The 18,908-nt window shown below is 61.0% G+C and carries 10 protein-coding genes; 7 read left to right on the top strand and 3 right to left on the bottom strand.

What is annotated here, in order from left to right:
* The first annotated feature begins 153 nt into the window (after window positions 1-153).
* The 7 genes from AB4037_RS09660 to AB4037_RS09630 all read left to right on the top strand — a co-directional run bounded on the left by AB4037_RS09660 (window position 154) and on the right by AB4037_RS09630 (window position 12,911).
* Window positions 154-1,806 carry a Hint domain-containing protein gene (locus AB4037_RS09660; protein ID WP_441771362.1) on the top strand — a complete coding sequence of 551 codons (1,653 nt, stop codon included), beginning with the start codon at window positions 154-156 and terminating at the stop codon, window positions 1,804-1,806.
* Window positions 1,807-1,937: 131 nt separating this feature from the next.
* Entirely contained in the window at window positions 1,938-2,444 is a 507-nt protein-coding gene (locus AB4037_RS09655) for a helix-turn-helix domain-containing protein (RefSeq protein WP_441771361.1), read from the top strand.
* A 426-nt stretch (window positions 2,445-2,870) separates the two neighbouring features.
* On the top strand, window positions 2,871-3,347 hold the full coding sequence (locus AB4037_RS09650; protein WP_441771360.1) for a hypothetical protein: 477 nt from the start codon (window positions 2,871-2,873) through the stop codon (window positions 3,345-3,347).
* Between the two features lie 564 nt (window positions 3,348-3,911).
* Window positions 3,912-7,793 (top strand): glycosyltransferase, encoded by a 3,882-nt coding sequence (locus AB4037_RS09645; protein ID WP_441771359.1) that lies wholly within the window; start codon window positions 3,912-3,914, stop codon window positions 7,791-7,793.
* Between the two features lie 119 nt (window positions 7,794-7,912).
* On the top strand, window positions 7,913-10,888 hold the full coding sequence (locus AB4037_RS09640; RefSeq protein ID WP_434959583.1) for a glycosyltransferase: 2,976 nt from the start codon (window positions 7,913-7,915) through the stop codon (window positions 10,886-10,888).
* A gap of 105 nt (window positions 10,889-10,993) precedes the next feature.
* Window positions 10,994-11,647 carry an ABC transporter ATP-binding protein gene (locus tag AB4037_RS09635; protein WP_434955000.1) on the top strand — a complete coding sequence of 218 codons (654 nt, stop codon included), beginning with the start codon at window positions 10,994-10,996 and terminating at the stop codon, window positions 11,645-11,647.
* A 7-nt stretch (window positions 11,648-11,654) separates the two neighbouring features.
* Entirely contained in the window at window positions 11,655-12,911 is a 1,257-nt protein-coding gene (locus AB4037_RS09630; protein ID WP_434955001.1) for a lipopolysaccharide biosynthesis protein, read from the top strand.
* Between the two features lie 20 nt (window positions 12,912-12,931).
* Here AB4037_RS09630 and AB4037_RS09625 read toward each other — a convergent pair whose 3' ends face one another.
* The 3 genes from AB4037_RS09625 to AB4037_RS09615 form a co-directional block, all read right to left on the bottom strand.
* Window positions 12,932-16,549, bottom strand: a complete 3,618-nt coding sequence (locus AB4037_RS09625; protein WP_441771358.1) for a glycosyltransferase — start codon at window positions 16,547-16,549, stop codon at window positions 12,932-12,934.
* Between the two features lie 106 nt (window positions 16,550-16,655).
* The gene (locus AB4037_RS09620) at window positions 16,656-17,966 is read right to left on the bottom strand and encodes a capsule biosynthesis protein (protein WP_441771357.1); all 1,311 of its coding nucleotides are present in this window, start codon (window positions 17,964-17,966) and stop codon (window positions 16,656-16,658) included.
* 93 nt (window positions 17,967-18,059) lie between these two features.
* Window positions 18,060-18,800: a class I SAM-dependent methyltransferase gene (locus AB4037_RS09615; RefSeq protein ID WP_434955004.1), complete on the bottom strand. Its 741-nt coding sequence runs from the start codon at window positions 18,798-18,800 to the stop codon at window positions 18,060-18,062.
* Between the last annotated feature and the right edge of the window lie 108 nt (window positions 18,801-18,908).

Genomic DNA, 18,908 nt, shown 5'->3' with positions numbered 1-18,908 from the left:
GGCGTAATTTATGACATCAACCCTAATGGAATTTTAGATCCCTTTAATTCAACCGTATCTATTCACGGTGGCGCCTCTGGAAGTTCATCCTTTAGTGCGCCAACTAATAATATTGTTACGACCAACGGTGGCACAGTAAACATTGCCAGTGTTTTGCTTGGGAGCACCTATGTCGTTCCTCCAGGCGTATCGGGCAATGTCACTATCCTTGCCACTCTGCCGGCGCTGACCGCCAACAAGGTCTTTGTTGGCGGTAACGCGACCATCCAATCGGGTGCCAGCCTCCTTGCCGGCCTCGAAATCGATGTCACGGGTGGTAGCGCCACGCTGTCCAGCGGCGTCATTGCGAGTGCGCTGAGCGGCACGACGGTCAATCTGACGGATGGCGGCAGCTTTACCAATGGCAACAACCTTGCCAATGTGCTGACCGGTTCTACGATCAACTATGGTCCCGGCGGCGGCACCTTCACCGTTAACGGGGGGGGCGCGCTGATCGATCTGTCCAGCACCACCATCAATGGTTTTGCGACGAACAATGGTCTGAACCATCTGGCGTTCCAGAACACCTCGGCGGCGGCGGCCACCTATCAGATCTCGAACTCGGGCGCCAACCAAACCATTGTGGTACGCGACGCCGGCGGCAACATTATTGCTCAAACCACTATCGCCGGTCAGACGCTCAATACGGGCACCTACACGCCTGGCGATCCGGGCCCGCTGACCGTCGGCACCAATGGCAGCACCCTGACCATCACCGACCAGGCCGTCGTCTGTTTCCTCGCTGGCACCCTGATCCGTACGGCCACTGGCGAAGTTGCGATCGAGAAGATCCAGGTCGGCGACGAGGTCTTCGTTTCCATCAACGGCAAGGATGAACTGCGTCCGGTGACCTGGATTGGTTCGGGCCATGTGATGAGCAATCCCAACCGCTCCCTCGACATGGGCGGATATCCGGTGCGTATTCTCAAGGATGCCATCGCCGAGGGCGTGCCCTATCAGGATCTGCTGGTCACGGCCGAGCACAGCTTCCTCTTCGAAGGCAGGCTGGTACCGGTCCGCATGCTGGTCAATGGCCGGAGCATTTTCTACGATCTCTCCCTTCAGACTTACGCGTACTACCATGTCGAACTGGCCGAGCACGCCATCATCCACGCCAACGGCATGCTCTCGGAGAGCTATCTCGACACGGGCAATCGCAAGAACTTCGTTGACCAGCATGGCGTGGTGCCGTTCCCCGGCAAGGCCAAGGACTGGGCTGTTGATGCCGCGGCGCCGCTTTGCGTCGACCGCGCTTTCGTCGAGCCGATCTTCCGCGCCATCGAGGCCCGGGCTGCCCTGCGCAACGATCCGCTGCAGTCGCAGCCGGCCGTGCTGACGCGCGAAGCCGATCTGCATCTGGTCACCGAGAGCGGCCGCATCATCCGCCAGGCTCGCGAAGCCGATGGCATGGCGCTGTTCATGATCCCCTCGAATGTGCGGTCGGTGCGCATCGTCTCGCGTGCCAGCCGTCCGGCCGACACGATCGGACCCTATGTCGATGACCGCCGTTTCCTCGGCGTGCTCGTGGGTGCCGTCACGCTGCAGGACGGCAATGTCCGCCGCGAGATCGACACCCATCTGACCTCCCGCAATCTGCGTGGCTGGTCGGTGCCGGAAGGGGCTCGCCGCTGGACGGATGGCGATGCCATGCTGCCGCTCGGCGAGCGCGCCCCCAACGCGATCGCCATGCTGGGCCTGCAGGTCCTGGCTGCGGGACCCTATGTGGTCGACGGTGACGCCGCCGCGGATGCTGTGCTGAACGGCTGACAATATCGACGACAAGAGCAGCCAGCCCTTGAACAGGGCTGGCTGGCATGCTTTTCAGGGGCATGCGCTATGCCACGATCCTGCAACCTGGCCAGGTTTGGACGTCTCCTAATCGCCGTGTCCCTCGGCGGGTGATCGTCGACGTCTTCAAGGGAAAGGTGCTGTACCGCATGGGTTCCGAGCCGGCCGACGGCCCCCCGCATGCGCATTCCCGCAGTGAATTCCGACGCTGGATCGCCGAGAATCAGGCCGAACTGGCGGATCAGGACGTCGAGGCGGGGCAGAAGGTTTCGCCCAGCGCCGAACTTGGAAAGCGGATCCGGGCATTGCGGCAGGCGGCCGGCATGACCCAGCAGCAACTTGCCGACGCGGTCGAGGTTTCGCGCGCGGCCGTCGCCTTTTGGGAAACCGGTAGAGAAGGCAGTGTCAACAAGCATCTGGCCGGTCTGTGCCAGGCCCTGGGTGTCGGTGAAGACACCTTGCTGAACGGGCTCGCCGAGGAGCGTATCGAGACCACCCTGTCGCCGGACGAGGCCGATCTCATTGCGCTCTACCGCATGCTCAGCCCAAGCCGGAAGCTGAGTGCGCAGAAATGGCTGGAACGCCAGACGAATCAGCACGAACCTGATGACAGATGAGCCATCCACGCCAGCAGGAATCTGCTTGCATCGGAATTCGTCCCTAGATCTTGATTTTTCAAATTCTATCTTGGCTGAAAGCGCCTGCCAGCCTTTCTGGACAAAGCCTCCGCTATCAGGCTGGTCATCGTCGGCTGCCGTCCAGGAAAGGGTCTAGATTAGCCGAAAGTGCAATTGTATAGTCAAAAGAGGTATTCGCGCCACGGCGTCGACGGCGCCTCGCCAGGGACGGAATGGCACTTGTCATCGGAAGGGATCGCTTGGTGTCGGTCAGTCTCGCGAAGCTGTTGCATTCGCTCCCGCCTTCTTGCCTGTCTCGCGCGGCGACATTCGAGATTTGGCCTGAGTCCGGCCCGGACGCGTTGATATCGCCGCCGCCCCCCGCCGCACCCTGCCTGTTGCGTCCCGGCCATGGAAAGTAAGCCCATGCTGGACTCCCTGCCGCAAGCCGATATGGCGGATCACAGGATGGTGGGCGATCCGGCTCTACGCCTGCGGTTCGACGAGCGAGAATACAGGCCCGTGTCGATCGAGGGCGCTATCCACACCTTTGTCGTGCCGCCGGGTTTCAAACAGGCACGGTTCGTCTCGCGATCCGGCTGTGCCGAACCCCCCGGAGATGACGAGCGTCTGCTCGGCGTGGCCATAGGGCGCCTATGCCTGCGTGGCGCGCATGGCCTCCGCGAGATCGCGCTCGATCATCCCAGGCTGGAGCAAGGGTTTTATGCCTGCGAGCGTCAAGGTGAGGTCATGTGGCGCTGGTCGAACGGGGACGCCCTGATACCAGCCGACCTGCTGGACTATGACGGCTCTCCCCCGATCCTGCTCGAGATCCACCTTCACGCAAAATTGCCAGTCTACCGGGTCGAATCGAGCGGGAACGGCAGCGTCACTAACGGATGAGTCCACAAGAGAGCGGCCGCGTAGCGGGTCATTCCTAGTTGGAATAGGTTTTGCCGGGATGCGGTGGAAGTGCAGGAATGACACATTCATTCCTGTATTGGAGATATACGGCGTTTTTCTTCCACAGTTTTTACCTCGCGATCCAATCCTTGGGACCGCTTGATGTTTGTTTTCAATCCGGTGAAGATCAGCAACTGAACGAGGAAAACAGGAAAGATTCATATCTCCTACAGTTTTTTTCGCGCTGATGATTTCCTGTGAAACTATATCCACAAACCACATGTCGTGCTGGATCGAAATATCATTGTCATGGCGACGCCGATCGTCAACAGATAGTAATCTGTTCGACGTATCGACGAAGATGCCAATCAGGAGCCAGCAGCCCAGGGATGATTGTTTTGCCGTTTGGCCAAGTTCCGCCGTTTGGCGGGGCGTCTTTACCGCCCGAGACCCGGCTGCAGGACGAGAACTGACCTGCCTCCGCGATCGGAATTGAAAGCGTGTTACGAATACCGGTGTAGTATGGGCAAGAGCTCTCGTTTCTGGACAAAATTGGCGCCGATCATGAAGGCGCCCCATTTCGTGCCGTCAGGGCAACAAGCCAACCCGGACCTCAATCTACCCGCCGGTTTCGACTGGCAGGTCTATGTCGGCGCCCATACCGATCTGCAATCCTTCTCGCAGGCCAGGGCCGAAAAACACTATGCCAGTCATGGAGCGGCGGAAGGCCGTCTCTATAGCGAGGAAGGCGTCGGCCTGTTCATTGCCGAGCTCGAAGCCGAGCATGGCAAGCTGCCGGAATTGTTCGACTGGAAGGAATATCTCGACCGCTATCCGGATCTCGCCTCCCTCGGCTCGTCCTATGCGGCGGCCAAGCATTTCCTGTTGCATGGCCGCAAGGAAGGGCGGGTTCCCTATCACTTCGATGCCGACCTCTACCGCGCCCTCTATTTCAAGGGCGTTCAGATGCCGAACGACGCCCTGCTCGAGCATTATCAGTCCATCGGCAAACCGGCCGGCGCGGTTGCCACCCTGGATCAACTCGCGCAACGCGAGGGGCTGCAGGATGGATATTGGCTGCGTTTTCTCAATCTGGAGGAGTTCAACCTCCTGAACTCGCGCTGGGTCGGGGAGGTCGCCAACAAGCAGGAGGCCCTGCAGGCGATGATCCGTGAAGGGTTCGAGCGCCTGGCGCCGATCTCCTTCGCACATGCCTTCGATCCGGTCTATTTTGCCGATGCCAATCCGGCCCAGACCGGCAAGACGCCAGCCGAACTCTATCAATATTGGCTGTTTACCGGACTGAAAGCGAAGGTGCCCGGCAATGCTGCCGAACATCTCAAGCTGCATGGCCTGGCGCTGCTCGAATATCCTGCCGGGTTCGACTGGCGGGCCTATGGCAGCCGGCCTGGCGTGACGCCCAGGCATCGCTGGGACCTGCTCTATCATCTCACCGTCAACGATGCGATCCCGGCCCACGAGATTCCCCTCGGGCCGAGCGGCGGGCCGGACTTCCTGCTGGCATTGGCGGGTGCCTTGAAGACGCGAAATCCCGACCGCGCGGCGAGCCTCTATGCCTTCGTCGACCGCAAGAACCCGCTCGGCCTGGCGGAGCGGGAGCGTTGGGCCGATTGCCTGGCCGCGCGGGAAAATTGGCAAGAGGCGCTGACCCTCTATCGCCAGGCCATCGATGCTGGCTCGATCCAGGTCAAGACCGCCGTCAAGGCCATCGAGGCCGCCCTGAAGATTCGCGAGCCGGAGCAGGCTGTGGAGGTGCTTCTCCAGACCAGGACGGCTTCCGGCGGTGACATTCGGTGGCGCGAGGCATTGCGCCTGACCATCGACGCCGCATTCCGGGAAGCCTGGATGGCGGCCGAGGAGCTCTATGCCAAGGAGCGTCGTCAGGAGGCTGACGATGTCATGGCCAAGGTGGTCGCCGATATCGCAAGCTGGTGGAACACCTTCGATCCGCCCGGCCCGCCGCTGCCGGCGACGCCCGATCAGCGTATCGTCATGCTGGCCAATGTCGATTTACGGCAATGCACGCAATATCGCGTCACCCAGAAGATCGAGATCGCCAAGGTGGCCGGCCTCAAGCTGGAGGTCTACACCCAGGCGGAAGTCGACGAGTTCATCACGGCCATGCCGGGCGCCAGTGCGGCCATCTTCTATCGCTTGCCCGCCCTGCCGTCGAACATCCGCGCCATCTCGATCTGCCGGGCACTCGGCATTCCCAGCTATTACGACATCGATGACCTGATTTTCGACGGCACCCATTATCCCGAGCCGATCGAGACCTATGGCGCTTCGGTCAGCAAGAATTTCTATCATTCGCTGCAGATGGGAGTGCCCTTGTTCCGGGCGGCCCTTGCCATGTGCGATTACGGCATCGCCTCGACGACCCTGCTCGCTGGCTACATGGAAAAGCTGGTGCGCACCGGCCGTTGCTTCGTGCTGCCCAACGGCATCGACAGTCATGACGCCGACCATTTCCAGCAACACATTCCACGCGTGCGCCGCAATGACGATGTCGTGCTGTTCTACGGCTCGGGCACCAAGGCCCACAACAGCGACTTCCTCGATCTCGTCGGGGGACCATTGCTGCACCTCATGGAACGCCACGCCAATGTGCGTCTGATGGTGGTGGGCTATCTTTCGCTCGACCAGCGTTTCGATGCGATGCGGGACCGCATCACCCAGCTCGAATGGACCAAGGATGTGCAGTCCTATTGGTCGCTGCTGGCCGAGGCCGACATCAACATGGCCGTGCTCGTGCCCGCGCCGACCACGAACTGCAAGAGCGAGATCAAATGGCTGGAGGCGGCCGCCTTCAACGTGCCTTCGGTGGTCAGTGCCACCCATCGCTACGAGGAAGTGCTCGAAGACGGTGTCGACGCCTTTCTCGCCCATACATCGGAGGATTGGGAGACAGCGCTCGAGACGCTGATCCGCTCCCCCGAACGCCGCCAGGCCATGGCCGAGGCCGCGCGCGCCAAGGCCGTGAATTTCCACAGCCTCGAACGCAACGCCGAGCGCTTCAAGGAGTTGCTGGCACCAGCCTTCACGCGCAGCGATACCAGGCTGCAGGTCTCCAGGCGCAAGAAACGGATCTTGTTCTTCAACATCTTCTTCCCGCCGCAGACCATTGGCGGTTCGACGCGTGTCATTCGCGACAATATCGACAGCTTCATTGGCTCGAACTTCGCCACCGAATGCGATTTTGCGGTGATGACGTCGGACAATGACAATCGCAAGGCCTATCAGCTCCGGGTCGAGAACTATAAGGGCATCCCGGTCTTCCGAGCCAATTCCCCGATCGAGGACATCCAGGAATGGCGCCCCTTCAACGAGCGCTATGGCGAGCTTTTTGCCCGTGTGCTGGAGTTCTGGCGACCCGATCTGGTGCACATCCATTCCCCCCAGCGAGGGAGTGCCTCCCTGATGACGGCCTGCATCCGGGCGGGCGTGCCCTATATCAACACCATCCACGACGGTTGGTGGGTGTCGGATTACAATTTCCTGACCGATGTCACCGGCGCGCCCGTCGAGCCGGAAGAGGCGCTGCCCTCGAGGCCCCCTTTCGGCAAGTCGATCGGGCGCTCGCTCGAACGCCGCCGCCGCCTGCGTATCCTGCTCGAGCGCTCCGCCGCCATTCTGGGGGTCTCGGATGCCTTCACCGAGATCATGCATCGCTCCGGTTATCCGGCGACGCGCTCGGTACCCAATGGTGTGCCGGCGATGGAGCGCGTCAGGAAGACCCGCTCCCCCAATGGCAAGATACGCCTGGTCCAGGTCAGTGGCGAAACCCATCATAAGGGGTTTCATCTCGTGCAGGCTGTCTTCAAACAGGGCCGTTTTGCCAATCTCGAACTGACGATCGTCGATCATCAGCGTTTCGGAGGTCCGGTGCTGGAAACCCGCTGGGGCGAGACGCTGGTGCGCTTCGTCGGCAAGACCAAGCAGGAGGACATGCACACGCTCTACGCCCAGCAGGATGTCCTGCTCGTGCCCTCGGTCTGGCCCGAAAGCTTCGGCCTGGTCTCGCGCGAGGCCACGGCTGCCGGCCTGTGGGTGATCGCCTCCGATCGCGGCGCGATCGGAGAAGGCATCGAGCATGGCATCAATGGCTGGGTGCTCGACGTCGCCACGATAGAACCGTTGTTGAGTACGCTCGAGGAGATCAACGCTTCTCCCGAGCGCTATCTCGATTCGCCGCCGGCTCTGGCCGTGAAGCCCCGGAGTGCCGCGGACCAAGCGCGCGATCTGATCGCGATCTATCGCGATATTCTCAAGCGCCCGCCCGAACAGCAGCCCTGGCCCTATTTCATGACCGGAGACTTCGTGGAAGACGAGGATGCCAGCCAGGAGGATCGCGATTGGCTGAAGGGCAAGCGCAAGACCTTCTTTGCCGACTTTGGCAACACCAAGGGAGGTGGCACCCAATGATGTCGCGAGAAGCAGAAAATACAAGTAAAAACAAATAGTTGTAGAAGAATGGCGTTTTTCCGAGATGCGTTGTGCTCTAGCGCGGTCGGGTATTGGGGGAGTGGAAGGCGTTGGAAGGGGTGGTTCTGGAGACGCTCACGGGTTCGGCTGACGGAGGCGGGCCGCTATGGGGCCGGTTCGACCCGGATTGGTATCGGCGAACCTATCCCATTGCGGCCGAAGAAGCGGATCCGCTGGAGTTCTATCTCACCCAGGGTATGAAGCTCGGGCATTCGCCCAATCGTTACTTCGACGAGGCTTTCTACGTTTCCGAGTACGATCAGGTGGCCCAGGAGATCGCCGAGGGGCGGATCACTTGTGGTTTCGAGCATTATTGCCAGAGCGGGCGCAGCGAGCGCTCGGCCCATTGGCTGTTCGAACCAGGCTTTTACCGACAGCTTCACGCGGATTTGACCGATGCCGCCCTGATCAAGGGGGGCTTCACCAATCTCTATGACCATTATCTGAAGAGGGGAGCGCAGGAAGGCCGACAGGCCCATCTGCTGTTCTCGCCACAAATCTATCGCCGTCACATGGCCGACAATGTCGGCCATCCTGTGCCGCATGGCGTGGCAGCGTTTCAGCATTATCTGGCGTGGATCGACGAGGGCAGGGGGGATGTCACCACGTCCCCCTATTTCGACGCCGCTTGGTATTATCTGCATTATCCCGACGTCGAACAGGCCGTTGCAGAGCAGCGGTTCAAATGCGCGCTGCATCACTATTTGTCGAACCCAGATCCTTCCGCCTTCGATCCGCTCGAACATTTCCGCGAACGGTTTTACATCGAACGCTACGGGGATATCGAGAAGGTCATCGGCAGGGGCAAGTGGTTCCGTAACGCCTATCTGCATTTCCTGCGCTATGGCCAGCATGAGCTGCGCAATCCCACCAACTATATCAATCTGCAATATTACTGGGCCCGCCGCTCCAGCGTGGTTGTGAATGCCGAGCTTGCCAAGGTCGTCGATCCCTTCGCCCATCTCCTTACCGTCGGCCTCCTGAAAGGGCTGCCCTTCGCGCCGACCGGAGCCCCCATCGACGTGCCGGAGAAGCAGGCCCGCGCTCTGTTCCTCAGCCATGCCGAGAACATGGCCCCCCAACATGCGCGCCGGCCGATCGACTTCACCGTCGACGGCCGCGCCGATGTCTGTGTCATCGTGGTGGTGCACAACCATCTGGCCATGACATTGATGACGCTGGCTTCGCTGCGCGACAATTATGCCGGCGCCCTGCAGCTCATTCTGGTGGATTCAGGCTCGACCGACGAGGTCAAACAGATCCAGCGCTATGTCACGGGCATGGTGCATATGCGTTTCGAGACCAATGTCGGCTTCATTCACGCGTGCAACAGCGCGCTGCTGCACGCGAATGCCCCCTTCATCCTGTTCCTGAACAATGATGTGAAGCTGTCGACCGGGGCGATCGCCGCAGCCATGGCGCGGCTGGAGGCCGATCCGCAGATCGGCGTGGTCGGCGCTAAGGTGATCCGCACCAATGAAAAGTTGCAGGAAGCCGGCTGCATCATCTGGCGGGACGGCAAGACGAACGGCTATATGCGGGACTGGGCCCCGCTCAGCCCGGAAGCGAATTTCGTGCGCGACGTGGATTTCGTCTCCGGGGTCTTCCTGATGACGCGTGCCGATCTAATTGCAGAGATCGGAGGCTTCGATCCGCAATTCGCTCCGGCCTATTACGAGGATGCCGACCTCTGTCTGCAGGTGTGGAAGGAAGGCTACCGCGTCGTCTACGATCCGAATGTGGTGGTCTACCATTACGAATATGGCAGCTCGCGCGACTCGGGCGCGGCGTTCGGGCTGATGCACAGGAACCAGAAGGCCTTCCACGCCAAGCATTTCCAGGCCTTGAAGCATCGCTTTCCGAACACGCCGGAGGCACTACTGGAGGCACGTTTCGCCGGCAGGATCCAGTCGAAGATCCTCTATATCGAAGACTATATACCGTTGCGCAGCCTCGGAGCCGGTGCGGTACGCAGTAATGACCTCATCCGCGTGATGGCGGAGGCGGGTTATCAGGTCACGGTATTCCCGGTGCATGGCACGGCAGCGCCACTTACCGAAATCTATGCGGATTTTCCTGACAACGTCGAGATAATCCACGATCTCAATCATCATGATTTCAATAAATTCATTCATGATAGAAAGAGTTATTTCGATTGCATCTGGATTTGTCGGGCACACAATCTGAATTTTCTTTACGGATATCTTGAGGATCTCAATTTGAATCCGAACAAGACGAGCGTCATCCTCGATACGGAGGCGATATTTTCGCTTCGAGAGGAATTGCAGGCCAAGCGGGAAAACAGACCCTTCGATCTCGGCGAGGCCATGGCGCGTGAATTCCAGCATGGGCATTTCTGCCAGGAGATCATCACGGTCAGCCCGTCCGAAGCCGAAGTATTGCACAAATTCGGCTTCCCCCATGCCAGGGTCGTGGGGACCTATCGGCCCGTGACCCCGACCCTCCGCAACTTCCAGGACCGGGATGGCCTGGTCTTCGTCGGCAGCCTCTATGCCGAGAACACGCCCAACTACGATTCATTGAACTGGTTCATCGAGGAAATCCTGCCGCGTGTCGAGGCGGAACTCGGCTGGGAAACCCGGCTCAATCTGGTCGGCTACGTCGCTCCGGGCTTGGCTCTCGACCGTTTCCTGGCGCATAGCCGGGTCACCTGGCATGGACCTGTGGCCGATCTCACTCCGATCTACGATGCCTGCCGCATCGCCATCGCACCGACGCGCTTTGCCGCGGGGACGCCCTACAAGGTCTACGAAGCAGCTTCCTTCGGTGTACCCACGGTGATCACCGATCTGCTGGCAGCTCAGCTCGGCTGGAAGCATGAACAGGAAGTGCTCGCCGTGCCGGTGGACGATGCCGAGGGCTTCGCCGCAGCGATCGTCCGGCTCTACCGTTCCGAAGACCTGTGGCAGCGTCTCCGGCAAGGCAGCTGCGATAGGCTGCAATCAGAGCATAGCAAGGAAAGGTACAAAGAAGCTTTGTCGCATGTCCTGCCGGCCCTCGAACGGTCGCGTTGATACTGTGCCTGGCCATTTGAATAGTGAATTGAGCGTGAACCTGATATGGTGCCGTCGTCCGCGAGGGATGGGGCGTCAATCCAGGATGGCAGTTCTTCGGTCGACATGATTCAACTCAACAATGTGACGAAGTATTACAAGGTCGAGAAGCATCGAAAGATGATCCTCGACCGCGTCTCCATGATCTTCGATACGTCCTATTCCTATGGCCTGATGGGAGTGAATGGGGCCGGGAAATCCACTTTGTTGCGTTTGATCTCCGGTACGGAAATGCCTAATGGCGGCAAGATCCGTCGATCCGTCCGAATATCCTGGCCGATCGGGTTTGGGGGAGGCTTTCATCCTGCTATGTCGGGCCGCGAGAACGTACATTTCGTCGCCAGGGCTTATGGCGCCGATATCGCCAAGGCGGCTCGCTTCGTGGAGGATTTCTCTGATCTCGGCGACTATCTCGACGTCCCCATCAAGACCTATTCCTCGGGCATGGCGGCCCGCCTGGCCTTCGGCTTGTCGATGGCGATCGAGTTCGACGTCTACCTCATTGACGAGATCACGGCCGTCGGCGACGCCAAGTTTCAACTGCGCTGCCGGCAGGCTTTCGACGAGAGGCGTAGGAATGCCGGCCTGATCGTGGTCTCCCATTCGATGGGCACGATCGCGACCTATTGCGACCGTGGCGGTGTGCTGGCGGATGGACGGCTGACCATGTACCCGAACGTGCCCGATGCCATTGCCATGTATAACCGCTTGAACCGCTGACGGATCGATGAACGATATCCAGACTGAAATCGATGATCGGCAAAGCAGATCGATCGAACGCACGCGGTCCGTCTCCAGGGCGCTGTCAGATGCTTCGCGTCGCGCCCGCTTCTCCAGCCGGTCCAAGCAGGCCTTCTATGGGGCGCAGGGCCAGCGCCGGCGTGCGCGCGAACGCGTCATCCGCCTCGTTCTGCTGGTTCTTGTCGTGGTTCTGCCGAATATCGCTTCGATAGGCTATTTCGGTTTCATCGCTTCCGACCAGTATGAATCGATCGCCAAATTCACGGTCTCCAGCGGCGCTTTGCCCAAGATGGACGATCTCGGCTCGGCCACGGGCCTGCCGCCAATAGCGATCGTGCAGGATACGATGATCGTCGTATCCTATGCCGAGAGTCAGACTTTAGTATCAAAGCTGCAGGAATCCCTGGATCTGCGCAAATATTACAGCTCGGACAAGATCGATCATTTCTCCCGCTTCAATGCTGCGTTGCCGATCGAGAAATTTACCGCTTACTGGACACGACATTCCTCCGCTGCAGTCTCTATGCCATCCGGCATCGTCACGTTGCGGGTAAGGGCATTCAGTGCAGCGGATGCGAAGACGATTGCAACCGCGGTGATCGAGCAATGCGAGGCGATGATCAACCAGCTCAATGAGCGCATGTTCAAGGACACCGTCGCGGCGTCGGAGCGGGATTTGATGCTGGCTGGGGAGGCTCTCAAGAGTACGAGGGTCGCCTATGAGAAGGCCCGTAACGCTGAAGGGGTCTTCGACATCAAGGAGGAGAGCAAGAATCTGGGCACGCTTCTGACCCAGATCGAGGGCCAACTGTTGAAGATGCAGTCGGAATATGCGACCCGTTCGGCCTATATCGCAGCCGACGCGCCCCAGATGCGCCTGGCCGCCCAGCGGATCGCCTCGCTCAAGGAGCAGGTGAAGGGCATGCAGGGCCGTATCACCACGATGCAGCAGCAGGGCGACGAGGGTGCCCTGTCCCAGAAGCTCAGCCGCTTCGCCAATCTCGAGCTCGAGCAGAAGATCGCGGAAAGACGCTATGCCCAGGCCTCGATCAGCCTGAACATGGCGCGCATCTACAGCGAACGGAAGATGCTGTATCTGCATCCCGTCGAAATGCCGGCCGAGGCCGAGGAACCCCGCTATCCGCGCCGCTGGCTCAATATTGGCCTGGTCTTGCTGGGCTCGATCCTGGCTTGGTTCACCTGTATCGGCCTGGTGGGTGTCATTCGTCGCCGTCTGGCCTGAGCGGGCCCGATCCGCTGCGCTCAGCGCTGCGCGATGGTACGATAGAGATGCGCCAATTCCCGGCCCTGGTCAGCCGACTGACGCAGGGGGGCCTGCGCTGGGGAGGATCCGGCGCGCCACGCCTCGGGATTTGCGTTCATGGCACCCAGAATATCGGTGAGCGCCGCATCGCTGGAGACGTCGATGATCGCGCCTTGCTCGGGCACCCGGATGCACTCGCCGATCGCTCCCCTGTCGGAAGCCACCACACGCAGGCCCAGTGAAAGCGCCTCTCGGGCCACCAAGCCGAAGCTCTCCGGCCAAATCGAAGGCGCCAGCACCGCGTCGAGTTCCCCATAGAGTGTCGCGACCTCGGCGGAGCGACAAGGCCCGCGCAGCTGAACCGGCGTGGCGCCCCAGCAGGTGGACCGGCGTTCATCCGGCGCGAGAGTGTGGTCGATCATGGTTAGAGCCAGCCGCTCGAAACGGCCTTTGCGCAGGGCCGCCTCGACCAGGATGGCGCCCTTCTGGATCGAGCGGCCGCCCAGATGTCCGAGAGCGAGGCGTCCGTCCGTTCTGGGGCGGCGCGCATGGAGCTGGAGGGGAGAGACGCCGTTTTCGAGCACGCCCACCGCGGCGATGCCGGCATGACGATGGAGGGCGGCGAAGGACTGTGACACTGCGAGGACGGCAGCAGCCTTGCCCAGCAGCGCGGCCAGAGCCTGGCGGCGCGCGACCGACTGGGAGAGACGGACGCCCTCGACCGGGCAGATGTTGAACGGATCCTGATCGGGCAGTTGCAGAACGCCGTCGCGATCGATGAAGAACTGGGAGTCGCTGATCCACCAGCCATCATGCAGGGTAACGAGATAGGAAATCCCGGCTTGTTCCGTGGCTTCGACGATGGAGGCGCCCAGGCGTTGGATGCAGTGAAAATGCACGATGTCCGGCCGGACGAGATCGAGCACTCGGCGGAATTCCTGGCCATGGCTCTGGTTGAAGGGACGCCAGTCGCGGAGCCGGTCCGGCGGGACGGAAACCCGAAAGACCGGACGGCCTCTGTAACTGTCGCAGCTCAGGGCCTCATAGGTCTGGCGCCCTTCGTCGCTGGCGAAGACGCTGACCTCGATGTCCGGGCAATGATCGATGAGATAATCGACATTGTCCTCTACCACCCGCGTGGCGCCGCCATAACTTTGCGGTGCGAAGAAGACGTTGCATATCAGTAGTTTAAGCCGTGGCGGGGATGGCTGGGCGAGGGACTCCGACTGCGAAGGCGTGAAGGTCGCCGCCAGAATTTCGGCGCCCCTGCCGATGGCATAGAACTGCAGCGCTTTCTCGCGGGCGCGGTTTCCCATCTCCAGGCGCAGCTTCGGGGCGCCGATCAGAGCCTTCAGGCCGTCTCGCCATTCCTGTTCGTTTCCGGCCAGAAAGCCGTCGACGCCATGCGACAGTACCTTGCGATAGGTGGCTGTGGCACTGACGACGGACGGAATGGCGCAGGCCGCGGCCTCCAGCCATTTGATCTCGCTTTTGCAATCGGCGATCTCCCCGGGCGAGAGCACGGCGAGATTGACGTCGCAGGCCTGCAGCACACTCCAATATTCGTCGATGTCGTCGACGAAGCCGATCTGGGTGATCCGGGCGGCATGGGCGGTGAATTCCGGCCCGAGTCGCAGATGGCCGGCGACCACCAGGCGCAACCGCGGATATTCGTGCAGGAGGTCGAGGAGGACTGGGGCCAGCGCCCGGGTGAAGTCGAGATTATGCGCTCTGGTCCCCGATCCGTAGAACAGAGTCACTGGTGTATCGGCGAGCTGCAATTCGCGCCTGTGCGCGAGGAAGGCGTCGTTGCGCGCGTCGAGGCCGTTGGGCAGCACCAGGGACCTGCCCAGGCGAACCAGTGGCTGCATGTGCTGGGCGAGAGCGGATGTGGAGGCGATTGCCATGTCGCATAGCGCCATGGCAAAGCGATGGAGCGGCACGCCGAGCTGGAGATGGAGATGCTCCTGCGGCGTGATCTGGCCCTCATAGGTTGCCAGATCCTGTGGGAAATAACGGCTGTCGAACACGAGATCGTCGATCTCGTAATAGGTCGGCAAGCCGAGGGCACGGGCATGGAGAATCGCACGCAGCACGGCGGGCGAGGCTGTGACCCGATAGAAGAGCGCTGCCTTGGCGCCCGTAAGGGCGGCGATGAAAGCTTCGGCTTGTGTCTCGGCAAAGGCCTGGGCCTGCAAGCCGGCTTGTTCGAACTGGCGCAGTTTCTGCTCCACCCGGTAATGCCGGCATTGGCGCAGTTCCTGGTTGGCCAGGATGACGACGGCGCCTTCGGCTTGGGGCGGTAGCGCGGGCGGCAGGCGGTCGAGCGCGACGAGTGCCTCCTGGATCCCACTCAGCGCTGTCTCGATCACACCATCGGCCTTCTCGCGCGCCCCGCGACCGTAGAGCTCGAGAGCGCTGGCCTTGGCATGATCGAACCAGGCCTCCAGGGTGCGATGGACACAGGCGAGGAAATCGGCACGCTCGCTCCAGCGTTCCCGCTGCTCGCGCAGGACGTGCAGGACTTGCTCGAAGGCTTTCTCGCCGATCAGCAGCGAGACCGCTGCTTCCACGGCATCCCAGGGATGGTTATCCCGTGCGATTGCCATGCGAAAATCGGACAGGGCTTCGCCGGCGGATCGAGCCTGACGGGCTTTACCGCGCCGATAGAGCAGGGAGGCATCAAATCTGGCCGGATCGTGCCGCTCGGCTAGGTCATAGGCTCGGGCTGCCAGCCCGAGGCGGCCTCGCCGCAGTTGAAAGTCGCCGATCGCCGCAAGGAGATCGAAATCGGTGCTGTCCGCGACTTCCTCGTTTGCCTCGAAGCCCCGCTCGAACAAATGCGCTAGGGCCCCGGCGCGATTGGCGATCCCGGCCCTTTCGGCCGGTGGCAGTCCCGTCCTATAGGCCTGCCAGGCAAAATCCGTGGGATAGCAGCGCTCACCGAGATAAGGCTGCAGGAAGGCGGTTTCGTTGGGGGCACGACCGGCCGAAACACCTTCGGTGAGCCAGTTCCGGTAAAGGTCGACCGTGTCGGCCGGATCGGTCAGATCATAGGTCTGGCGATAAAACTGCGGATCGAAACCGTGCTTGAAGCTGATCGGAGCGAGACGCTCGATTCCCTGCTCCACGAAGACGCGCAACGCTTCGGTACGCGACAAGGTGATCGAGGGCAGCCAATCCTGCGCCATGGCCGTGAATTCGGCCGTGCGGAACAGAGCAGGCCAGGCGCCGGCGGGAATGCCGTTCGATCCGCCGATGGGCATGTCTACGACGAAGGGCCGTCCTTCCTGTCTGCCATGTTCCAGAAAATGACGGATGAATTGATGGTCATGCACGTAAGCGCGGCCGAGATCCTCATTGAGGAGGCGATAGGCGGTGACGTCGAAGGAGGGCGGCAACGGACCGAAGCGTTCTTCCCAAGCGGCGATCGCCTCGTCGAGATTACGCGGACGCCCTTCTCGACGGCCGTGCTCGACATAGTGCGCCCACAGGCGCTCGGCACTGGGCAGATCCTGCAGATCGGGATGATGCGCGGCATAGAAGGCAGGGTCGAAATCCCGCGCGATCACGGGGCGTTCCCGGAACGATTTCAGCAGGGATCTGAGCCGTTTCACCGGCCGCGATCTCCCACCCGCATGACCGAACTGCGATAGCGGTCACGCCGCGGGGCTGGTTGCGTTCGGGCCACCGCCCCGATTGACGGATGTCGATCTGCGCTGCTCACAGCCGATGATCTTCCACGGAAGCGTAGGTGAGGGCGCCAATCGCCCAGATGACCAGCAGGGAGAGAAAGCACATCAGCGGGTAGAGGAGGCGGTAGGGATACTTGGCGAATTCGGGCAGGCTCGGCGGCACGAACATGCTCAGATAGGAGGCCTGCCGCCGTGCCCTGATTTCGGCGCGATCCAGCGCCGCCTGTGCCCGGGCATATTTGCGCTCGTTGAGCAGGCGGTCCACGTCGAGTTCCTCGTACTTGGCAAGTGAGGCTGCCAGGGTCTGGGAGTCGCTGCCCGTCAACTGTCCACGCAACGTGGCGATCTGCTCGTCCAGGGAGGCGATGCGATTGCGCAGGACGCGCAGACTGGGGGCGTCGGGCTGGAGTTCGGCGGCCATCACCGCCTCGTCATTCTTCAGCTTCAGCCGTTCCGTCATCAAGGGCATCAGCAAAGTGGTGATCTGGGTGCCGGATTGACTCGGATCGATCAGGGCGTCCTTGTTGCGGAAGTCCTGCAACGCCTTGAGGCTGTCCTGCAACTGCTTGAAGACCTGGCGTGTTTCGATCTCGGCGGCTTGCGTCGCATCCCGCCGCGCCCGCTCCGACAGACGATTGATCAGCGTCTCACTTTCGGCGAGTACGGCCTGGTTGAGCCTGAGTGCATCCTCGGCCCGAAAGGCGGTGACATTCACTGTGACGATGTTGGAGACCGGATCGACATAGGCATCCACCTTGCGCTGCCAATAGTCGGTGAGTTCGTCGATCGATGCATTCTCGGACAAGCGGGCAATTCGGTCCACTTCCGGGCGCTGGAAGATCTCGCGGATATTCAGCTGCGGAGCGATGTCGTCGATGATGGCGCGGCTGCGAATGTAATTGGCGACGATATAGGCGTTCTGGGCTGTGGACACCGGTATCATAGAGCCGCTCGTCGGGGTAGCCGCAGTTTCCGACTCGCCGCCCTTCTCCGACAGTTCCGGCTCCATGGCCCGCACGGTGAAACGGGCTTCGGACTGGAACTGGTTCGATGCGATGGCGAAGAAATAGACGAAGGCAGCGATGCTCGGAATGAGCACCAGCAGGAGGAAGCTCCACAGATAAGGTCTCGACCGCCGCGAACCGAGGTCGGGGATGACTTCGGGAGAGGGAGCTTCATCGACGACGGTGACGTCGGTGCTCCGCCCGCGGAATACCTTGGTGGCATTGGCGAACTGGCGTAAGGCAAGCCCGGTGCGCCGGCGCTTGTCCTCCTTGACGGGGGGCGGCAGAAGCTCCTCGGCTTCGCCGTCCTTTTGCTGCTTCAGATCCGTTCTCATATCCAGATCGCGCTCATCCGTATCGCTGTTTCTGTCCAATCGAGCCTGCCGCGGCGGGCGCCGGCTTGCTCGAGGATCTTGGGGGCGACCGTTCTATTTTCGTGCATAGATCGACATCGCCGGCCCGTAACGATGGTCGGGTTGCTCATCCTCCAAGGTGATGTGCGTGAAGCCGACCGCCCTGAGGGCCGCCAGCATGTCGTCGCGATTGAGCCAGCGGTGCTGATCCATGGGACCGCCGCAGAACTCGGCATGCTTGGCGGCGCCGCGATAGGTGCGCAGATAGGTTCGCACGGCGATGCCATGAAAATCCTGGATTTGTGGCTTGCTGGCGAAGACGGCCCGTCGCGGGTCGGATGGCGGCATGAGCTCGTCGTCCACGAAATGGGTCCAGAAATAGGTGGCGTCGGTTCGCTTGGCGATCAGTTCGATCAAATGCAGAGGATCGTTGGCATGGTAGAGCACGCCGGAAGCCACGATGAGATCGTAGGTCTTCTCGGTGCCCTCGAGCCATTTGACAAAATCGCCGAGCCAGATGCGAGAGCGTGACAGACCAAAGATCTCCTTGGTAATCAGGCAGCGCAGAAAAGCCGACTGATTGGCCTCGATGGCATCGACGATGGCGCCGGCGCGTTCGAGCATGACCGTATGGCCGCCCTCCAGCGGCCCGAGCTCCAGAACGACCTTGCCCTCGAGCGGACCATGCTGGTTCATCATCCAGGCGATCCGGGAATCCGTATAGGTGGCCAGCGGTCCGGCCGTAATACCCAGTTCCGGTGGAAAAGCACTGCTCCAACCTTGAATGACATCAACGGCGTTCTGATGGCTGGGCATCGAAATTACATAGCGGTCAAATATCTTTGTCGGTTTCTGTGCGGATTGGAATGCGGCAACCGATCGGCGCCTCTGCTTGCCAAGCCATTTCGATAACATTTACTTTTC

Source organism: Labrys sp. KB_33_2 (assembly GCF_052114505.1).
In the GTDB taxonomy this organism is placed as follows: Bacteria; Pseudomonadota; Alphaproteobacteria; order Rhizobiales; family Labraceae; genus Labrys.
Note: the sequence above shows the minus strand (reverse complement) of the source record. Positions and strands in the feature narration are given on the sequence as shown.

Excerpts from the sequence above, each read along its gene's own strand:
- AB4037_RS09650 (WP_441771360.1), top strand. The coding sequence starts at position 2,871 with ATGCTGGACTCCCTGCCGCAAGCCGATATGGCGGATCACAGGATGGTG.
- AB4037_RS09645 (WP_441771359.1), top strand. The coding sequence starts at position 3,912 with ATGAAGGCGCCCCATTTCGTGCCGTCAGGGCAACAAGCCAACCCGGAC.
- AB4037_RS09635 (WP_434955000.1), top strand. The coding sequence starts at position 10,994 with ATGATTCAACTCAACAATGTGACGAAGTATTACAAGGTCGAGAAGCAT.
- AB4037_RS09630 (WP_434955001.1), top strand. The coding sequence starts at position 11,655 with ATGAACGATATCCAGACTGAAATCGATGATCGGCAAAGCAGATCGATC.
- AB4037_RS09620 (WP_441771357.1), bottom strand. The coding sequence starts at position 17,966 with ATGAGAACGGATCTGAAGCAGCAAAAGGACGGCGAAGCCGAGGAGCTT.
- AB4037_RS09615 (WP_434955004.1), bottom strand. The coding sequence starts at position 18,800 with ATGCCCAGCCATCAGAACGCCGTTGATGTCATTCAAGGTTGGAGCAGT.